At 67.7% G+C, this 18,698-nt stretch carries 14 protein-coding genes and 1 pseudogene; 4 read left to right on the top strand and 11 right to left on the bottom strand.

Annotated elements, in window-relative coordinates:
- Both VE25_RS15140 and VE25_RS21950 read right to left on the bottom strand, forming a co-directional pair.
- Window positions 1–1,272 (bottom strand): annotated as a pseudogene (locus VE25_RS15140) (HAF repeat-containing protein); the annotation flags it as partial.
- Window positions 1,273–1,407: 135 nt separating this feature from the next.
- Entirely contained in the window at window positions 1,408–2,367 is a 960-nt protein-coding gene (locus VE25_RS21950; RefSeq protein ID WP_052732006.1) for a helix-turn-helix transcriptional regulator, read from the bottom strand.
- A gap of 284 nt (window positions 2,368–2,651) precedes the next feature.
- Between VE25_RS21950 and VE25_RS15150 the strand changes: the two genes are divergently transcribed.
- Entirely contained in the window at window positions 2,652–3,692 is a 1,041-nt protein-coding gene (locus tag VE25_RS15150) for a helix-turn-helix domain-containing protein (RefSeq protein WP_046109487.1), read from the top strand.
- Window positions 3,693–3,890: 198 nt separating this feature from the next.
- Entirely contained in the window at window positions 3,891–7,292 is a 3,402-nt protein-coding gene (locus tag VE25_RS15155; RefSeq protein WP_046109488.1) for an autotransporter domain-containing protein, read from the top strand.
- Window positions 7,293–7,407: 115 nt separating this feature from the next.
- Here VE25_RS15155 and VE25_RS15160 read toward each other — a convergent pair whose 3' ends face one another.
- The 6 genes from VE25_RS15160 to VE25_RS15185 all read right to left on the bottom strand — a co-directional run bounded on the left by VE25_RS15160 (window position 7,408) and on the right by VE25_RS15185 (window position 14,193).
- Entirely contained in the window at window positions 7,408–8,181 is a 774-nt protein-coding gene (locus VE25_RS15160) for an exodeoxyribonuclease III (protein WP_046109489.1), read from the bottom strand.
- Complete coding sequence (locus tag VE25_RS15165) at window positions 8,178–8,819, bottom strand: alpha/beta hydrolase family protein (RefSeq protein ID WP_046109490.1); 642 nt, start codon at window positions 8,817–8,819, stop codon at window positions 8,178–8,180. The genes VE25_RS15160 and VE25_RS15165 overlap by 4 nt, the downstream gene beginning before the upstream one ends.
- Entirely contained in the window at window positions 8,816–9,895 is a 1,080-nt protein-coding gene (locus tag VE25_RS15170; RefSeq protein ID WP_046109491.1) for a tetratricopeptide repeat protein, read from the bottom strand. The genes VE25_RS15165 and VE25_RS15170 overlap by 4 nt, the downstream gene beginning before the upstream one ends.
- A gap of 6 nt (window positions 9,896–9,901) precedes the next feature.
- On the bottom strand, window positions 9,902–10,801 hold the full coding sequence (ku, locus tag VE25_RS15175) for a non-homologous end joining protein Ku (protein WP_046109492.1): 900 nt from the start codon (window positions 10,799–10,801) through the stop codon (window positions 9,902–9,904).
- Between the two features lie 38 nt (window positions 10,802–10,839).
- Entirely contained in the window at window positions 10,840–13,290 is a 2,451-nt protein-coding gene (gene ligD / locus VE25_RS15180; RefSeq protein WP_046109493.1) for a DNA ligase D, read from the bottom strand.
- A gap of 294 nt (window positions 13,291–13,584) precedes the next feature.
- Window positions 13,585–14,193, bottom strand: coding sequence for a biotin transporter BioY (locus VE25_RS15185; RefSeq protein WP_244466946.1), 609 nt, complete (start codon window positions 14,191–14,193; stop codon window positions 13,585–13,587).
- A 70-nt stretch (window positions 14,194–14,263) separates the two neighbouring features.
- Between VE25_RS15185 and VE25_RS15190 the strand changes: the two genes are divergently transcribed.
- A complete protein-coding gene (locus VE25_RS15190) occupies window positions 14,264–15,178 on the top strand; it encodes an MBL fold metallo-hydrolase (protein WP_046109495.1) in 915 nt (304 codons plus the stop codon).
- A gap of 158 nt (window positions 15,179–15,336) precedes the next feature.
- Here VE25_RS15190 and VE25_RS15195 read toward each other — a convergent pair whose 3' ends face one another.
- The 3 genes from VE25_RS15195 to VE25_RS15205 are packed head-to-tail and all read right to left on the bottom strand — an operon-like array spanning window position 15,337 to window position 18,224.
- The gene (locus tag VE25_RS15195) at window positions 15,337–15,543 is read right to left on the bottom strand and encodes a heavy-metal-associated domain-containing protein (protein WP_046109496.1); all 207 of its coding nucleotides are present in this window, start codon (window positions 15,541–15,543) and stop codon (window positions 15,337–15,339) included.
- Window positions 15,543–15,956 (bottom strand): Cu(I)-responsive transcriptional regulator, encoded by a 414-nt coding sequence (cueR, locus tag VE25_RS15200; protein ID WP_046109497.1) that lies wholly within the window; start codon window positions 15,954–15,956, stop codon window positions 15,543–15,545. Before cueR ends, VE25_RS15195 begins: the two co-directional genes overlap by 1 nt.
- A 3-nt stretch (window positions 15,957–15,959) precedes the next feature.
- Complete coding sequence (locus VE25_RS15205) at window positions 15,960–18,224, bottom strand: heavy metal translocating P-type ATPase (RefSeq protein WP_083988979.1); 2,265 nt, start codon at window positions 18,222–18,224, stop codon at window positions 15,960–15,962.
- A gap of 247 nt (window positions 18,225–18,471) precedes the next feature.
- On the opposite strand from VE25_RS15205, the gene VE25_RS22770 reads away from it, so the two are divergent.
- Window positions 18,472–18,615, top strand: coding sequence for a DUF1127 domain-containing protein (locus VE25_RS22770; protein ID WP_152664639.1), 144 nt, complete (start codon window positions 18,472–18,474; stop codon window positions 18,613–18,615).
- The last annotated feature ends 83 nt before the right edge of the window (window positions 18,616–18,698 follow it).

The following is an 18,698-nucleotide window of genomic DNA, read 5'->3' on the forward strand; positions in this document are numbered from 1 at the left end:
CTCCGGATCGGGACCAGGGCCAGGACCCGGACCAGGACCCGGGCCAGGGCCAGGATCCGGACCAGGACCAGGGTCGGGCGGCGTGACGCGCGCGATATAGGCGCGCTCGTTGCCGTCCTCGTCCTCCATAGCGCCGGCGACGACGAAGCCGTTGCCGTTGACGGCCTGCGCCCGCGCCAGCCGCATGCTGCCCACGGTCACGCCATTGTCCGCCAGCCAATCCTCGACCGAAACCATGCCGCCCGCTTCGTCCCAGCGGAAGGCCACGTCGCGTCCGTCGGAGTCGATCGACTGGCCGACGACCACGTTGCCGTCTCCTGAAACGGCGACAGCACCGCTCTCCAGATGACCCTCGAGGACGCCGAGGTCGTGCATCTGCTCGTTGCCGGCGACGCCGCCGGTCGAACCCTCGACCCAGCGGAACGCATGGAGAGCCCCCGGAACCTCCTCGTCGTCCGGCAGACTTGCCCGCCCGACGACGACTGTGCCGTCGTCGGAGATGTCGTTGGCTATGGAGAAACCGCCTCCGAGATCGCCCAGGGATATGCCGACGGGCAAGTCGCCCTGCGCCAGCCCGCCGATGTCCCAGCGCATGGCGACGTCCGGAAGATTGGAGAACTCCCCGCTGTAGCCGGTCGCGTAGCGCCCGTCGGCGCTGACCGCATGGGCTCCCGATGTCACATGCCCGTCGAGCGGCATGAGCGCGAACATCTGCCCATCCACCGACTGTCCGCCGGTCGCCCCTTCGATCCAGGCGAAGGCAAGGGTCTGGTTGAGCCACGAGTGCGACTGGCCGACGACGATCGCACCGTCATTGCTTGCATCGTAGCCCCAGGAACTGCCGCCGTTGTCGGTGCGTAGGGTGCCGAGGTCCCGCATGCCTTCAGCTTCGGTCCAGCGGAATGCGCGGGTGCGCACATAAGGATCGAGCGAGATGCCCACGACCGCCGTGCCGTCGCCTGAGATGCCGAGCGCTATGGTGTTGACGTTGCGGTCGAGGCCGCCGATGTCGAGGTAGCGCTCGCCGTCCCAATGATAGGCGACGGAACGGTTCAATCCGCTGCGTCCGTTCACTGCCGCCATTGAGCCGTCCCGGCTGAGGCCGACGACCTCGTCGACGCTGAGGCCCGAAAGCGTAAAGAGATCGAGAAGTTCGCCGGCCGCTTCCGCCTTGGGTACGCTGACGAGCGCGGTGGTTGCCAAGAGCAGGAGGCCGATGCCCAGCCGGCGCGCGCCGTGGCGGCGCGCAAGAGTTCCAAAGGGTCGTGACAAGACTATCCCCCAAGTCCAGAGTTGCTGTCCGGCGGCCCCGAAGGGGACGCCCCGGACTGGCACTAGGGGAGAGGTTTGCCGGGCTTCAACCGGCCGGCCGCTTCGGCATAACAAATGCCGGCGCGCATAACCGGCTCAGACGTCCGGCTTTTTGCGCCTGTAGGCACCGGGCGAGACGCCGAAGCGCCGCCGGAAGGCGGTGATGAAGTTGGAAGGCTGGCTGTAGCCGACCTGCCAGGCAAGGAGCTTCAAGGGCATGTCGAGCCCCTGATCGAGGAGCTCGCGCGCCGAATCGAGCCTCGCATCGCGCAGGTAGTCGAAAACCGTGGTGCCGAAGGCGGCGCGAAAGCCTGCGTTGAGGCGCTTGGGCGGAAGCCCGACGGCCGCCGCGAGCGCGTCGAGGCTCGGCGGATCGCGCAGGTCCGCCACGAGCCGTTCCCGCGCTTCGCGCAGACGCGCGAGTTCGCGTCCCTGCGGCCGGCCCGACCGATCGAAACCGCCGATCGCATCGAACTGATAGGCGAGCAGCTCCAATGCCTTGGACTGCTGGTAGAGCCGGCGCATGCCGCCGACATAGGCGGGCTGGAGGAGCTCGCCCATGACCCGGCGCATGCGGGTGGCGAGGGATCCGGTCATGGCCACGTCCGCGATCCGCCCTTCGAGGGTGTCGTAGACCATCCGCGGAACGTCGTTCTCCCGGCCGAGCGCGTCGAGCGCCTCCTCCTCGATCCGAAAGGCCGTCACGCGCCAGTGAGGGCGCGAATGAATGTCGTAGCTGATCGGCCGGCCGCCGGGCGCCAGCGAATAGAACCAGCCATCTTCCCGCCAGACCTGGTCCGTATGCCCATCGACGGCAAGCGTTCCGGTGCCGCCATGCAGGCACCCGAGGATCAGGCGCTGGCCGGGCGGATCGTCCTTGTGGAGCTGGAATTGACCGACGCCATCGGCGTCGATCTTGTAAAGAAAGACGCCCCGCATGACGTCGATTTCTTCCATATAGGCGCTGACGCCCCCTCCGGCGAAATCGATGCGTTCTCGCCGCGCGAAATCATGCGCCACGTGGCATTGCCCGCTGGCAAAAAGCCAGTTGTGCATTCATCGTCCCCCGCCCACGAAGTACAGAGCGTCGCAGATACAGAAGAACGGCCGCAGCTGTAAATCTCTATTTCGCTCAATCCTGCTTGAGCGGCGCGAGAATTGAATCTGGCGGGAGGTGGCGGCGCGGGCGCCAATACGGGCGCCGCGGCGGGCACGGGGCATCTTCCTCCAAGGCTCCACGATAGAATTCGCGCCGGACGTGGGCCAGCTTTGCTGCGACGGATTTACGAGATGCTGGTTGATGGATTAGCTTGAGGCGTCCGCCTGGGGCTCGACCATCGATGCTGGCATCACCGCCGGAAGCTCGTCCGCAAGTTCCGCGTTCCGTGCTCGACACGCAGGGTTTGCCGTTCCGGCAGGCGCATGCCCTCTGGCAGGAGACCATCGGCACGCTCTACGACGTGCGCCTGATCGGAGGCGCGGGCGAGAGCCTCGCCTATCACGCGGAAGCGTTCCATTTCGGCGAGGTGGTGCTGACGTCCTACCGGTGCGGCGCGCAGAGCTTCGACCGTTCGCGCGCCCGGATCGGCCGGGACGGGCTCGACCACATCACCCTGCAGCTCTGCATCTCGGGGCGGCACGGGCCGCGCGACGGCGGACCGGAGGACGAGGCGGGGCCGGGCGACATGCTGATCGCCGATCTCGCCCAGCGGCAGGCAACGGCGACGACGGACAACGAAAGCCTCAACCTCACCGTGCCGAGACGGCTGCTGGCGCCGCTCCTCAAGGCGCCCGACGAGCACAATCTGCGGCGCATTTCTGGCGCGAGCCCGCTGACGGTGCTGTTTCGCAACCACTTGCAGGGCCTCTACCAGGCCGCGCCGACCATGCGCCGCGAGGACGCGGCCGCCATCGTCGGCCCGACGCTGGAACTGGCCGCCGCGGCGGTCAACGCGGCGGTGGCCGAGGAGAACGCCGCCGCCGTGCGCCTCGCGCTGATCGGGGACGTCCGCCGCCATGTCGATACGCGCATCGCCGATCCGGACCTGACGGCCGAAAGCGTTGCGGCCGCATTCGGCATGTCGACGCGCAAGCTCTACTATCTCTTCGAGCCGCATGGCGGGTTCACGCACTACGTGCAGGCCGAAAGGCTGCACCGCTGCCGCGCCGAGCTGATCGACCCCGAGCACCGGCACGAGAGCGTCGCCGACATCGCCGAGCGCTACGGCTTCACCCACCGCAAGAGCTTCATCCGCGCCTTCCGCCGCTCCTTCGAGATGACGCCGCGCGAGATGCGGGCGCTCGCGGCCGAAGGGCGCAGCCTGACCCGGCAGACGGCTGGCGAAGGCCACATGTGGCACTGGATTCGCGAGCTGCGGTAACACGGCCGGTTGACGTTATCGCGCTGATAACCATCGATTTCTGCAGGCAGAGCCACTTTCCTTGCGCGGCCGGCCACATTTGCCGCCCGATGGCGCATTCCGCTTGAAGGGTGCTCCTCTTCCCCCTGAAAAGCGAACCGGACCCGTCCCGGCGTGAGCCGGACGGCTCCGAGTCGCGGGGGGCAGCGAGAGGATTTCATGTCGACATATGTTTCCACCTTCCGGCGGCAGGCGGCCGTCTACCGCCCGCTCCTGACGATGGCGCTCGCCGGCGTATCGGCCACCGCGCTCACCCTTGCCCTCGTCCCCGCGCGTGCCCAGGAAGTCATCGATGGCGGCCAGACCGTCAACGTTCCCGGCGACCACGCCTCGCCCTGGAATCTTGGAGCCGTGGACCTGATCGTCGGCGAGGCGGGCGCGGGTACGCTGATCGTGGAGAACGGCGGCATCGTCATCCCCGCCGTCGTCCAGGTCGGACGTCTTGCCGGCAGCAACGGCACCGTGACCGTTACCGGCGCGGGATCGAATCTGACCTCGACCGGCTCGATCATGCAGATCGGCCTCGAGGGGACCGGCGTCGTCACCGTCAGCGGCGGCGCTTCGCTCGATACCGCCGCCGGTCTCGTCATCGGCCATTTCGCGGGCGGCGAAGGCACGCTCAACGTCTCGGGGCCGGGCACCACCTGGACGACGGCCAACCAGGTGACGGTCGGCTCGCAGGGCACCGGCACCGTCAATCTCACGGACGGAGCCTCGGTGATCCATGGCGGGCCGCTGACACTCGGTCTCGGCGCGCATCGCAGCGGCTACGTCGTCGTCTCCGGAGCGGGCACGAATTGGGAAGCCACCCAGAACGCCGTCGTCGGAGATGCCGGCAACGGTGACCTGCGGGTGGAGGACGGCGCCACGTTCGACGTCACGCAGGATCTCGTCATCGGCGACGATCTCACCGGGCTCGGCTATCTGACCGTCAATGATGCGCAGCTGACCTTCGGCACGTTGAGCGCAGGTGTCGACGGCTATGCTTATGTCTGGATCGAGGACGGCGGCACGCTGGGCAGCGCCGGGCACGACGCGGTGTTCGGCGTCAATGCCGATGGCGAGGCCGGCATGCAGATCACCGGGGCCGGCTCGACCTTCACCGGCAACCTGACGACCATCGCCGAGGCCGGCAAGGCGACGATCTCCGTCTCCGACGGCGCACGGCTCGAGACCGGCATCACCACTCTCGGCAATCAGGCGGGCAGCCTCGGCGAAGTGCATCTTTCCGGCCCCGGCACGGTCTGGGCGAACACCGTCGACGACATCTATGTGGGCCGCCTCGGCGAGGGCATCGTGACCGCCGCCGGCGGAGCCAGGATCGATGCGATCAGCTATGTCCGGCTCGGCACGGACGTCGACGGACGCGGCACCGTGGCGTTGACCGGGGCGGGAACGGCGCTCGAAGCAGGCGTTGCGATCGAGATCGCCAAGTCCGGTCTCGGCGAGTTCATCGTCGCGGACGGCGCATCGGTCAAGCACGACGGAGACCTGCTGATCGGCCAGTCGAACGGCTCCATGGGCATAGCCGAGGTCAGCGGCGCCGGATCGAGCTGGCAGGGGCTGGGGGATGCCACCATCGGCGAAGCCGGCGTCGGCGCTTTCGCCGTGACGGACGGAGCGAGCGCGAACTTCGCCGGGAGCACCGTGGTGGGCGCGCTCGCCGGTGGCGGGGCGCTCTGGGCGGATGGCGGCACGATCTCGACGGGAACGCTGACCCTGGGCGATGCGGCCAACGGCACGCTGGTGGTCGAAAACGGCGGCTCGGTCACCGTCGGCGGCGGCACGGGCACCCTGCTGGTCGGCGCGCAGGCCGGCTCCCACGGCACCATCAGCATCGGCAACGGCAACGGCGCGGGAACCATAGAGGCGGCGAAAATCCAGTTCGGCGCCGGCGACAGCAACCTCTTCTTCTCCCACACCGACGAGGATTACCGGTTCGACCCGATCCTGGAAGGCACTGCGCAGATCGAGCACGGCGGCGGCACGACGATCCTGACGGCCGACAGTTCCGGATTTACCGGCTCGACCGCCGTCACTGGCGGTCGGCTCGCCGTCGAGGGCGCTCTCGGCGGGACCGTTGCCGTGGAGAGCGGCGCAATGCTCGCCGGCATGGGGGTTCTCGATACCGTGACGGTTGCCTCCGGCGGCACCGTGGCGCCCGGCAACTCCATCGGCACGCTGACCGTCGACAGCATCACCTTCGATGCCGGCTCGATCTACGCGGTCGAAGTGAACGGCGCCGGCGCCAGCGATCTCGTCAGCGCCACCGGGACCATCCTCATCAACGGCGGTACGGTCAACGTCGAACGCTTCCCGGACATCCTGGTGGGGTCGCCCTATACGATCCTGACCTCCGCGGGTACGCTCAACGGGACCTTCGACGGCGCCACCTTCGCGTCCGGCTCGCTCTTCATCACCCCGACACTGACCTATGACGGCAGCAACGCCTATGTGACGCTGGCGCAGACGACCGACTTCGCCGACGTGGCGCTGACCCCCAACCAGAAAGCGGCGGCGGCCGGCATCCAGTCGGTGGGCGCCGGCGGGGCGTTCTCGGCCATTGCCGCGCTCGCCAGCATAGAGGCGGCGCGCGAGGCGTTCGACGCGGTCTCGGGCGAGATCCACGCTTCTGCCAAGACCGCCTTCGTCGAGGACAGCCGGTTCGTGCGCGAGGCCGCCATCGCCCGTGTCCGCTCGGTATCCGGGGGGGCACAGGCGCCGGCATCGGCGCTCGACGCGATGGAGTTCTGGGGCCACGGGTTCGGCGCCTTCGGGGAGTGGGACGGCGACGGCAACGCCGCGGGGATCGAGCGCTCGATCGGCGGCTTCGTGCTCGGCGGCGACGCGCTCGCCGACGACTGGCGGTTCGGCCTGCTCGCCGGCTATGGCCACACCGGATTCGATGTCGACGACCGGGATTCCTCGGGCTCGGCGGCGAGCTACCACCTGGGCGCCTATGGCGGGACTCAGGTCAACGGGTTCGGCCTCGCCTTCGGCGGCGCCTATAGCTGGCACGATGTGGAAATCGACCGCACCGCGGCGTTCGACGGCTTTGCCGATGCGCTCTCATCGAGCTACTGGGCTGGCACCGGCCAGATCTTCGGCGAGGTCAATTACGGGCTGGATATGGGCTCTGCCCGCTTCGAGCCGTTCGCCAACCTAGCGCTCGTCCACCATTCGACGCAGGGGTTTGCCGAGGATGGCGGATCGGCGGCGCTCGAAGCGGGGTCGCAGGCGAGCGGCAACGCCTTCACCATGCTCGGCGTGCGCATGGAGACGGACCTGGCGCTCGGCGAGGGACCATCCGCGCGGCTGACCGGCATGATCGGCTGGCGACATGCCTTCGGCGACGACACCCCCGAGGCGACGCTCAACTTCGCCGGCGGCGATCCGTTCACGGTTGCCGGCCCGCCCATTGCCCGCGACGCGCTGGCGCTGGAGGCAGGCCTCGCCATCAGCGTCTCCCCGACGGCAAGCTTCGGGCTTGCCTATTCCGGCACGGTCGCATCGAACGCGCAGGACCACGGCCTAAAAGCGAGCTTCAGCGCGAAGTTCTAGAATCGTCCGGTTCTAGTGGAAACCCGGCGATTCCGCCGCTTCTCTCCTGTTCGGGTGGCGCTTGCGCGCTTCCGAGCGCAGGCTTTGGAGGGAAGCCCGGAGCTCTCCCGGGAGTCTACACCCGCAGCTCCATCCACGCGGGTGCATGGTCGCTGGCACCGGGGGCGGCGCGCACGTCGCGGTCGACGCCACTCGCCTTGAGCTTGCGGGCGAGATCGTGGCTGAGCAGCAGGTGGTCGAGGCGCAGCCCGGCGTTGCGCGGCCAGCGGTTCCGCATGTAGTCCCAGAAGGTGTAGATGGTCTCGTCGGGGTGCTTGGCGCGGATGGCGTCGGTCCAGCCCTGGACGAGAAGACGCGCGAAGAGCGCGCGGCTTTCCGGCTGCACCAGCGCGTTGTCGCGGTAGGAGGTCGTCTCGTAGATATCGCGCGGCTCGGGCACGATGTTGTAGTCGCCGACCAGAGCCACGGGCAAATCCGTCGCCCAGAGCTCGGCGGCGTGGGCGATGAGCCGCTCGGTCCAGGCCATCTTGTAGTCGAACTTCGGCCCCGGCCGCGGGTTGCCGTTGGGGGCATAGAGGCAGGCGATGAGGACGCCGTTGACCGCCGCCTCGATGTAACGCGCCTGCTTGTCGTCGGGATTGCCCGGCAACTCGTCGCGGGTCAGGATCGGCTCCATGCCGCGCGCGAGGATCGCGACGCCGTTCCAGCTGGACTCTCCGCGCCAGACGGCGCCATAGCCGGCGTCCGCCAGGGCCGTGGCGGGAAACTGCCGGTCGGTGGCCTTGAGCTCCTGCAGGCAGACCACATCGGGCGCCGCGTCGGCAAGCCAGGCCATCAGATTGGGAAGCCGCCGGTTGATGCCGTTGATGTTGAAGGTCGCGATCTTCACCGGGTGATGCGGCCGAGCCACTCCTCGACGGTCGTGGCGACGGTCTTCATGTGGTCGGCGGCCGAAAAGCCGGAGACGGATTTGCGCGGCGTGAGGTTGTGATCCCCGTCCTCGAGCCAGAGGATCTCGATGGCGGGAGAGAGGTCGTAGGCCGGGACCTCCTCACGCGTGCCGAACTCGTCGCGGGTGCCCTGGCAGATGAGCGTCGGCGTCCTCAGCCCCTTGAGGTGCGCGGTGCGCAGCTGCTGCGGCTTGCCGGGCGGATGGAAGGGGTAGCCGAGGCAGAGGAGGCTGGCGATCCGGCCGGCGGCGAAGAGTTCGTCGGCGACCATGCTGGCGACCCGCCCGCCCATCGAGCGCCCGCCGATGACCAGCGGACCGTTGGTCGGACCCAGCGCTTCGACCGCCGCAATATATTCGGGCATCACCGTCTCGGCCTTCGGCGGCGGCTTGCGGCCGGCCTCGGTGCGCCGGCTGGCCATATAGGCGAACTCGAAGCGGGCGACGCGCAGTCCCTGGCCGGAGAGGGCCTTGGCCGTCGCGTTCATCGCGGCCGAATCCATGGCCGCGCCCGCGCCGTGGGCGAGCAACACGGTGAAGCGCGCGTCCTCGGGTCCGTCGAAGAGAAAATCCGTCATCGCCGCGCCGTCTTGTTGAGGAGCTGGTTGGCGAGCCCGATGCCGGCGCGGGCGCGCCGGGCCCAGTCGGAGCTGTCATCGAGCTCGAGATAGCGTTGCCACCCCTCTCGGGCGGCGGCGAGATCGCCGCTGTCGTATTCGAGAGCAGCGAGATTGTAGACCGCATCGGCATAGGCGGGATCGATCTCGGCGGCCATCTGCAGGTGGGCGCGCGCCGCATCGGTGCGGCCCATGTCGCGCAGCAGGCCCCCATGGTTGAACCAGGCCTCGACGAACAACGGATCGCGCTTCAGCGCCGTGGCATAGGCGAGGGCGGCGCCTTCCAGGTCGCCGAGACGGCGCAGGCAGTTGCCGAGATTGAACGGCGCGGTGGCGTCGGTCTGGTCGAGGGCGGCGCAATGCCGGTAGAGGCGTGCGGCCTCCTCATGGAGCTCGGCGGCTTCCGCCATCTCGGCATGGGCGAAATAGTCTTCGGCCTCGTCGTCCCCGGTCTCGAAGTCGAGAAGCCGCTGACCGTCGAGCTCGGCGAGGGAGTGCGCATCGCGCGCCAGGATCTTGTCGGCTTCCATCTGCAGCGTCAGCGCCGTGAGAGAGCCGACGGGCCCGATCCGGTGCACCGAGCGGGCGATGGCGCCCCAGTTGGCGCCGCTGGCGACCAGCCCCATGTATTTTTTGGCAAGGATCACGTCGCGGAAGGAGTAGGGCTCCGCATGGTTCTCGAAGGCGTCGAACAGGGCCAGCAGGTCCAGCGTTTCGGCGGCGAGGCCTGATTGGTCGACGAGGGATTGCCGGCCGATATTGGCGGGGGCGGGCGCAGGCAGGCTCCCGATCTCGCGCAGAAATCCGCTCTCGCTGAGGAGCCGCGCCGCGCCGTCGCGTGCCGAGGCGACGCGCCGCTCGATTTCGGCTTCGGGCTGGCGGGCAAGGAGCGTGCGCCCGAAGACGGCGACGGTCGTGCCGCGCGTGACCGTGCGGTGGAGGCGCCCGCCCATCTCCTCGACGCGGCGGGCCGCCAGGCGCAGCGGAAAGGCCTTCAGCGCCCCGACGACGCCATAGCTCTCGCCGCGTCTCACCATCGAGGACTAGGCTTTCTTTCTCGAAGAGGCTTTCGGGCTTGCGGCCTTCGAGGCTTCGAGCGCGGCCTTCAGCGACGCCTTAGCCGCGGATTCCTTGGCCGGCGCGGCCTTGGCCTTGCTGGCGGCGGCCGGCTTGGCCTCGCCGAGGCTGGCCTTCAGCGCATCCATGAGGTTGATGACGTTGCCGCGCTCGGGCGCAGCCGCGATGATCGGCTTGTGGCCCTTGAGCTTTTCCTTGATCATCGCCATCAGCGCGACCTCGTAGCGGTCCTCATAGGCCTTGGGATCGAACGTCGTAACCTTCTGCTCGATGAGCTTCTGGGCCAGGTCCAGCATTTCGGGGTCGGGCTTGCCGACCGGGATGTTGCCGAAATATTCGGCCGTGCCGCGCACCTCGTTGGGGTTGCGGAGCGTCGTGATGAACATGCCGTTCTCGCGCGCGCCGATGGTCACCACCCGCTCGCGGCTCGAGAGCACCAGCCGGGCGATCGCCACCTTGCCGCTCTTGCGCATGGCCTCGCGCAGGACGACGAAGGTTTCTTCGGCCATCGCGCCATCCGGGGCGAGATAGTAGGGCGCATCCTGATAGATGACGTCGACCTCGTCCTCGTCGACGAAGGCCTCGATGTTGAGGGTGTGGTTGGACTCGATCCTGACCGCTTCGAGGTCGGTATCCTCGATGATGATGTACTGCTTGTCCTCGTACTCGTAGCCGCGCACGAGATCGCTGCGCTCGACGAGCCCGAGTTCGGGATCGACCGGCTTCATGTTGATCCGGTTGTGGGTGTCCTTGTGCAGCTGGTTGAAGCTGATGCGCTCGGAGGCGCTGGTCGCTGGAAACATCTTGACCGCGCAGCTGACGAGGCTGAGCCTCAGATGTCCCTTCCAACTCGCTCTTGCGGCCATGGCAACCTCCTACGCGAATACTGCACGCCCGTAAGACATCATGGCTGTAAATCCCGGCAAGACTCGTTAATGGCCGCCCAAGGATCGCCAGACGTGCTTAATAAACGGGGAAGAGAAGTGTAGTTCAGGTCCCCCGGAGAGTCGATAGACTCAAGGTCGCGCCAGCTTACCGGGGTCGATGCAGGCAGGTGCGGCCGGGCCCGCAGCGAATAGGCGGCGACCGCCGTCGCGCTCCTCGCATTGCGGTGATAATCGATGAATATGCGCCCCTTGCGGTTTTCGGCGCCCATGGTGGTGACGAACGTGTCGCGGGCGGAAGCGGCGAGCTGCGACGCGATCGCCGAGCTTGCCTGGTGCATCGCCTTCCAGCCGAGCTTCTGCGTGATCGGCACGACGACGTGGACGCCCTTGCCGCCCGTGGTCTTGACGAAGGGGACGAGCCCCATCCCCTCGAGCTCGCCCTTGACGTGCACGGCCGCCTCGACCACCTCGCGCCAGGCGATGCCTTCGCCCGGGTCGAGGTCGAAGATCACGCGGTCGGGCTTGTCGAGATGGCTCTCGTGCGTGCCCCAGACGTGGAACTCGACGACGCCGAACTGGGCCAGCGCAAGATAGGCCTTGGCGTCCTCGACGGTGATGAATGTCTTCTTCTCGCCTTCCGAATTCTGCGTCTCGAAGGCCTTGACCGTCTGCGGCATGCCGGTGAACGGGTGGCGCTGGAAGAAGCAGTCGGCGAGCTTGCTCGACGGGCACCGGAAGAGCGAGACCGGCCGGTCGAAGAGGTGCGGCAGCATGTAGTCGCCGACCGAGGCATAGTAGACGGCGATGTCGAGCTTGGTCGGCCCTGACTTGCCGAAGAGGCGCCGGGTCGGGTTGGTGACCCAGATGCCGGCAAGGTCTGCATCCGAGATGATCCGCTGGACCGGCCCCGTCGACTCCGTCGTCAGCTCGGCTTCGCGCAGGCCCTTGAACGCGGCATGGCGCAGCATGCCGTCGGTGGTGATCGTCGAATACTGGATGCGCGCAGTCAGCACCGGCCGCACCGGCAGGATTTCCCTGGGCGCGCCCTCGAGCTTGTCGGGCACGCGCAGCTGCTCGAGCCGGGCATGGAGCGAGCGCATGGTCGTCGCATCGAGCCCCGTGCCCACCTTGCCGCGATAGACCAGTTCGTCGTCCACCCATTGAGCAGCCGCGAGAGCACCGATGCCGCCGGCTTTCTCGGATTCGCTGTAGCCGGCGATGACGAACTCGCCGGTCTTCAGCGCCTTGATCTTCAGCCAATTGGACGAGCGGCCCGGCAGATAGGGGGAGTCGGCGCGTTTGGAGACGATGCCTTCGAGCCCCAGTTCGGAGACCTGCTCGTAGAGCGCCTCCCCGTCGCCTTCGACATGGTCGCTGTACTGGATCGCCGAGCTGGGCGTGACGGCGCCGGAGAGCAGTTGCGCCAGCAGGCCCTTGCGCTTGACGAGCGGCACGGCGCGCAGGTCCCAGCCGTCGAGATGGAGGAGATCGAAGGCATAGAAGACGAGCCTGTTGGTGTCGCCGCTGCCCAGCGCATCCTGCAGCATGCCGAACCGGCTGATGCCCTTCTCGTCGAGCACCACGATCTCGCCGTCGATCAGCGCTTGCCTGCAGGGCAGGTCGCCGAAGACTTTCGGCAGGTCTCCATAGCGCTTTGTCCAGTCCAGCCCGCCGCGTGTGATGAGCCTTGCCGTACCGTCCTCGACGAAGGCGGCGGTGCGGTAGCCGTCGAACTTGATCTCGTGGAGCCAGTTGACGCGGTCGCTTGGCTTCGGCGGCTCGTTGGCCGGACTGGCGAGCTGCAGCTCGAGCGTCTCCGGCATCGGCGCCTTGACCGCCCCGGTCAGCTTGCCGGGCTGGGGTCGGGTGCGCTTGGCCGGCTGCGCAGGGGCAGGGGGAGGCGGCGCGACGAGCTCTTCGATATGCAGGCCCGATTTGACGCTTTCCGGGCGCGCTTCGAGGATGTCGACTTGCGTATCCATGGCCGGATCGCGTTCCTTGAACAGCAGCCAGTTCTGCTTGCCACCGTCCTCGGGCCGCCCCTTGAGGCGGGTCAGCATCCAGCCGCCGTTGAGCTTTTCGCCGGCAAGGCGGAACTTGAAGGCGCCCTTGCCGATATCGGCCTGCGCGTCGCCCATCGGCGCCCACACGCCCGTGTCCCAGACGATCATCGGCCCGCCGCCATATTCGCCCTCGGGGATCACGCCTTCGAAGTCGATATAGTCGATCGGGTGGTCTTCCGTGGCGATGGCGAGGCGCTTGTCGGCGGGGTTGAGCGAGGGACCCTTGGGCACCGCCCAGCTCTTTAGGACCCCGTCGAGTTCGAGGCGCAGGTCGTAGTGGTCGGCGGTCGCGTGGTGCTTGTGGACGACGAACCGGTTGCCGCCGCCGCGATTAGCGCCGTAGGGCTCCGCGGTCTTGGAAAAATCCCGCTTCTGGCGATAGGAACGAAGGTCATCTGCGCTCATGCCTAAGCCTAGCAGCACGCGGTTAACAGCTACAGAGCTCGATTGCGGTCTCGCCCGCGGCCGGAATTCTCGCTATAATTGGCTATTCCCGCTAGGCGGGAAAACGTGATTGAACCACCTGTCGTGCCCATACGTTTATATGGCCTAGGAGGTGCGAGCCAATGACGGCCCTCATGATCATTGCGGTCACCGCCGTGCTCGGCGTGCTGACCATGGTGCACAAACCCATATGAGCAAATGAAAAGGCCGGCTCGCGGGAGCCGGCCTCGATGGCATGCGTTGCAAAAGCGCGGATCAGGCCTTGCGCTTGGCGATCTGCCACGCGCCCGTGACCGTGAGGGCGGCGAGCGCCATCTTGAGGATGTCCCAGACGATGAAGGGCTGCACGGCGCGCTCGTAGGCCGAGGCGATCGGGCTTGCCTGATCGATCCAGCCGGCCTGTCCGGCAAGGGTCAGGAGCCACAGGAATCCGAAGACGAAGAGCACGGCGTCGGCCAGCAGCATGGCGCCGAAGAGCGCCAGCGGACGATTGGACGCGCCGAGATCGGCCGCGCGGCCGATGATGTAGGCCATGGGCAGATAGGCGAGCAGGAAACCGCCGGTGGGCCCGAGGAGGTAGGCCGCGCCCCCGCCAAGGGCGAAGACCGGCAGGCCCGCAGCACCCTGCATGAGGTAAAGGGCGACGGTCGCAACGCCGATGCGCCAGCCGAATGCGGCGGCGAGCGCGGCCACGGCGAAGGTCTGAAGCGTGACCGGCACCGGCCAGACCGGCACGTTGATCTTGGCCGACAGGGTCAGCAGCAGCGAGCCGAGAACGACGATCCCGATATTGGTGGCGAGCCGGGCGGCCTCGCCCTTGGGTTGAAGCGCGCCGAGAAGCGTATTCGGCGTGGTCAAAGTCACGGCCATTTCCTAACCTTCCATCCCTGGAATAAAACCATCGCACTCTTAGTCCCTCGGTTTGCCCCGCGCAATGGCTCAACCCGCATCGCTCGTCTTCGACAAGGATTTCGTTCCCAGGACCGGGGAGCCGGTCGTCGTTGCGCCCGGCGTGACGCGGGTCACGGCGCCCAATGCCGGCCCTTATACCTTCACCGGCACCAACAGTTTTCTCGTTGGGGAAAAGCGCCTGTTCCTGGTCGATCCGGGACCCGACGACGCGCGCCACGCCGAGGCGCTGGTGGCGGCGATTGCGGGCAGACCCGTCGAGGCGATTCTGCTGACGCACACCCATAGGGATCACAGCGCGCTCGCCCGCGACACGGCGCGGCGGCTCGACTCGCCGCTCTGGTTCGGCGGCCCGCACCGGCTCTCGCGCCCGGCGCGCAGAGGCGAGGTCAACGCGGTCGACGCTTCGAGCGATTGGAACCTGCAGCCTGACCGGACCCTGACCGACGGGGAGCGCATCGGCGTGGACGGCGTCGCGATCGAGGTGATCGCGACGCCCGGCCATTGCGCCAATCATCTGGCGTACGGCCTCATCGGGACCGATGTGCTGCTGACCGGCGACCATATCATGGGTTGGAGCTCGACGCTGGTTTCCGTGCCGGACGGATCGATGGGCGATTATCTCGCCTCGCTCGACCGGGTGCTGGCGACACCCTACCGGCGCTACCTGCCGGCGCATGGCGGGCCGATCGAGGATGGCCCGGCGTATGCGCGGGCGCTGAAGGCGCACCGGGAGGCGCGCAATGGGCAAGTGCTGGAGGCGGTGGGGGCGGGGGCTCGATCCGTGGGGGCGATCACCCGGCGGATCTATCCGGGGCTGGCGCTGACCCTCATTCCGGCGGCGCGGATGACGGTCGCGGCGCATGTGGACTATCTCGAAGCCCGCGGCGCACTCGTCGTGCGCCGCGGGCTCTTCGGGATGCGAATAGGTCCTGCGTAAGGGGCCGATTGCCCCCCTTTTCAACAGAGGCAGCGGCCCTATCGCCTCCCTCCCCCTTGAGGGGAGGGATAGAGGGTGGGGGTGGTGCGGTGATCCACTGCTGGCCCCCACCCCCTCCCCTCAAGGGCGAGGGGGCGATAGGGCCACCACTTCGGCGTTCAAACTGCCACCGCTACCGGCGTGTAGCCGGCTTCGCGGATTGCGGTTTCGGCCTTGGCGCGGTCGCCCTCGACGCGCACCTGGTGGCGGGTGAGATCGACGGCGACGGGTGCTCCGGGCAGGGCCTGAGACAGCGCGTTGCGGATGGTCGCCTCGCAGTGGCCGCAGGTCATGTCGGGGACGGAGAAGGTGACTGGGTCGCTCATCAGTGGTGTCCTTTGTGGCTGTTGGGGCCGGCGGCCAGATCCTCGAGGATCGGGCAGTTCGGCCGGTCGTTGCCGCCGCAGCAGTCGGCGAGGTGCTTCAGTGTCCTCACCATCCCCTGCAATTCGGCGATCTTGGTTTCGAGCTCGTCGATGTGTTGCGTGGCGACGGCCTTGACGTCGGCGCTGGCCCGCGTCTTGTCGCGCCAGAGCTCCAGCAGCTTCGCCGTCTCCTCGACGGAAAAACCGAGGGTGCGGGCGCGCTTGATGAAGCGCAGCGTGTGGACGTCGTCCGACCCGTAGACGCGGTAGTTGCTCTGCGTGCGGCCGGGCGCCTCGATGAGCCCGATACTCTCGTAATAGCGGATCATCTTGGCCGAGACGCCGGAGGCCGAGGAGGCTTCGCCGATGTTCATGGGTTACTCCTTGACGGTGATTGCGCGCAGCCGTAGCGCGTTGGCGACGACGAAGACGCTGGAGAGCGCCATCGCGCCGGCGGCGAGCATGGGTGAGAGGGTGAGGCCGAAGGCCGGGAAGAAGACGCCGGCGGCGACGGGAATGAGCAGCACGTTGTAGCCGAAGGCCCAGACGAGGTTCTCCTTGATGTTGGTCAGGGTCGCCCGGCTGAGCTCGATGGCGGTGACGGCCTTCATCGGATCGCCGCCGACGAGGATGACGTCGGCGCTGTCGATGGCCGCGTCCGTGCCCGTGCCCATGGCGATGCCGACATCGGCCTCGGCGAGCGCCGGCGCGTCGTTGATGCCGTCGCCGACGAACGCGACGGTGCGTCCGCCCTGCCGCAGGCCCTTGACCGCCGCCGCCTTGTCGGCGGGCAGCACCTCGGCCAGCACCTCGTCGATGCCGAGCTCGCGCGCGATCGCCTCGACGGCGCGCCGGTTGTCGCCCGAGACGAGGGCGACCCGCAGGCCCCGGCGGTGCAGCGCCGCGACGGCAGCCCTGGCCGTCGGCTTGACGGTATCGGCGATCGCGAGCACCGCGGCGGCCTTGCCGTCGACGGCGGCGTGAACCGGCGACTTGCCGGAGGCGCCGAGCGCCTCGGCGGCGGCGGCCAGCGGCGCGGCGTCGATGCCCTGCTCCTCGAGGAACCGGGCCGAGCCGACGAGGACGCGCCGGCCGGCGACGTCGGCCGTAATGCCCTTGCCGGGCGTGGCGGCGAAGCTCATCACCTTCGCCAGCGTCAGGCCGCGCGCTTCGGCGGCGGAGACGATCGCGTGGGCGAGCGGATGCTCGGAGGCGGCTTCCGCGGCGGCGATGAGAGCCAGCAACTCGTCCTCGGCAAAGCCTTCGGCGGGGAGGACGTCAGTCAGCGCGGGCTTGCCTTGCGTCAGCGTGCCGGTCTTGTCGAAGGCGACGACGTCGACACCGCGCAGCTGCTGCAGGGCCTCGCCCTTGCGGAAGAGCACGCCGAGTTCGGCGGCGCGGCCGGTGCCGACCATGATCGAGGTGGGCGTTGCAAGGCCCATGGCACAAGGGCACGCGATGATGAGGACGGCGACGGCGTTGACCAGCGCGAAGCTCAGGGCGGGGGAGGGGCCGAAGACGAGCCAGGCGGCGAAGGTCGCGAGCGCGATGACGATGACGACGGGCACGAACCAGCCGGTGATCTTGTCGACCAGCGTCTGGATCGGCAGCTTGCCGCCCTGGGCCTCCTCGACCAGCCGGATGATCTGCGCCAGCATGGTATCGGCGCCGACCTTGGTGGCGCGGAAGGTGAAGGCGCCTTCCTTGTTGATCGTGCCGCCGACGACCGCATCGCCGACCGCCTTGGCGACGGGGATGGGCTCGCCCGAGATCATCGATTCATCGACATGCGAGGCGCCCTCGACGATTTCGCCGTCGACGGCGACCTTCTCGCCCGGGCGCACGAGGATGAGGTCGCCGACGGCGACCGCCTCGAGCGGGGTCTCGACCGGCTTGCCGTCGCGCAGCACGCGGGCGGACTTGGCCTGCTGACCGGCGAGGCGCTGGATGGCGGCACCGGCCTCGCCCTTGGCGCGCGCTTCGAGCAGGCGCCCGACGAGGATCAGCGTCACGATCACGGCCGCTGCTTCGTAGTAGGCGAAGTGCGCGCCGTGCGGGAGCACCTGCGGGGCGAAGGTCACGACCAGCGAATAGCCATAGGCCGCGAGGGTGCCGAGCGCGACGAGCGAGTTCATCTCCGGCGCGCCCTTGAGGAGCGCGGGAATGCCGATCTTGAAGAAGCGCAGGCCGGGCCCGAACAGCACCAGCGTGGTCGGCACGAAGGAGAGGAGCAGCATCGTCTGGTGAGACATGTAGCTCATCACCCACTCGTGGAAGCGGGGCACGAAGTGGACCGACATCTCGAAGAGGAAGACCGGGATGGTCAGTACCGCCGCGATGATGACGTCGCGGGTGAGGACGCGGATGTCCTCGTCATGGTGGTGATGGCCGTGATGGTTGTGGCCGGCCTCGATGGGCGTGGCCTTGTAGCCGGCGCCCTTGATCGCCTCGACCAGGGCGGGCACGGCGTTGTCGTTGCCCGCGACATTGATCGTCGCGCGGTTAGTCGCAAGGTTGACCGAGGCGTCGGTGACCGAGGGCACCTTGCGCAGTGCCTTCTCGACGCGCGCCACGCAGGAGGCGCAGGTCATGCCTTCGATGGAGAGGGAAACGGGGGTGGGTTTCTCAGCTGTTTGGGTCATGGCATCTCACCTTTCCCACCCCATATAGAGTTTCCCATCATGGGAAGGTCAATGGGCATTCTCGAGAAATGCGATGACGGCGGTTTCTGGCGCGCATTTATGCATTATTGTGGCAACGATCGCCGATTTCGCCCGGAGTTTGCTCATTTCCTTTCGCTGGGCGCATAGCTGGCGTGCATTGTGCCTACCTACTAATCACGACCGACTGACTATAGATAAGGGTCACCAGACGAAAGGGAGACCCGAAATGAGCATCCGCAAGAAATTCGCCGACATGATGCAGTACCACCGCACGGTGCGCGAGCTGAACGCGCTCGACACCCGCCAGCTGCGTGACCTCGGCATCACCCGCGCCGACATCCACGACATCGCGCGCGGCAAGGTCCTCTAAGGACCACCGGTTACAGCCGACCTCCAAAGGCTTGAAGACGAAGGCGCCCATTGGGCGCCTTTTGTCGTTTCTGGAGCCTGTTT

It is taken from the genome of Devosia geojensis (assembly GCF_000969415.1).
Taxonomy (GTDB): domain Bacteria; phylum Pseudomonadota; class Alphaproteobacteria; order Rhizobiales; family Devosiaceae; genus Devosia; species Devosia geojensis.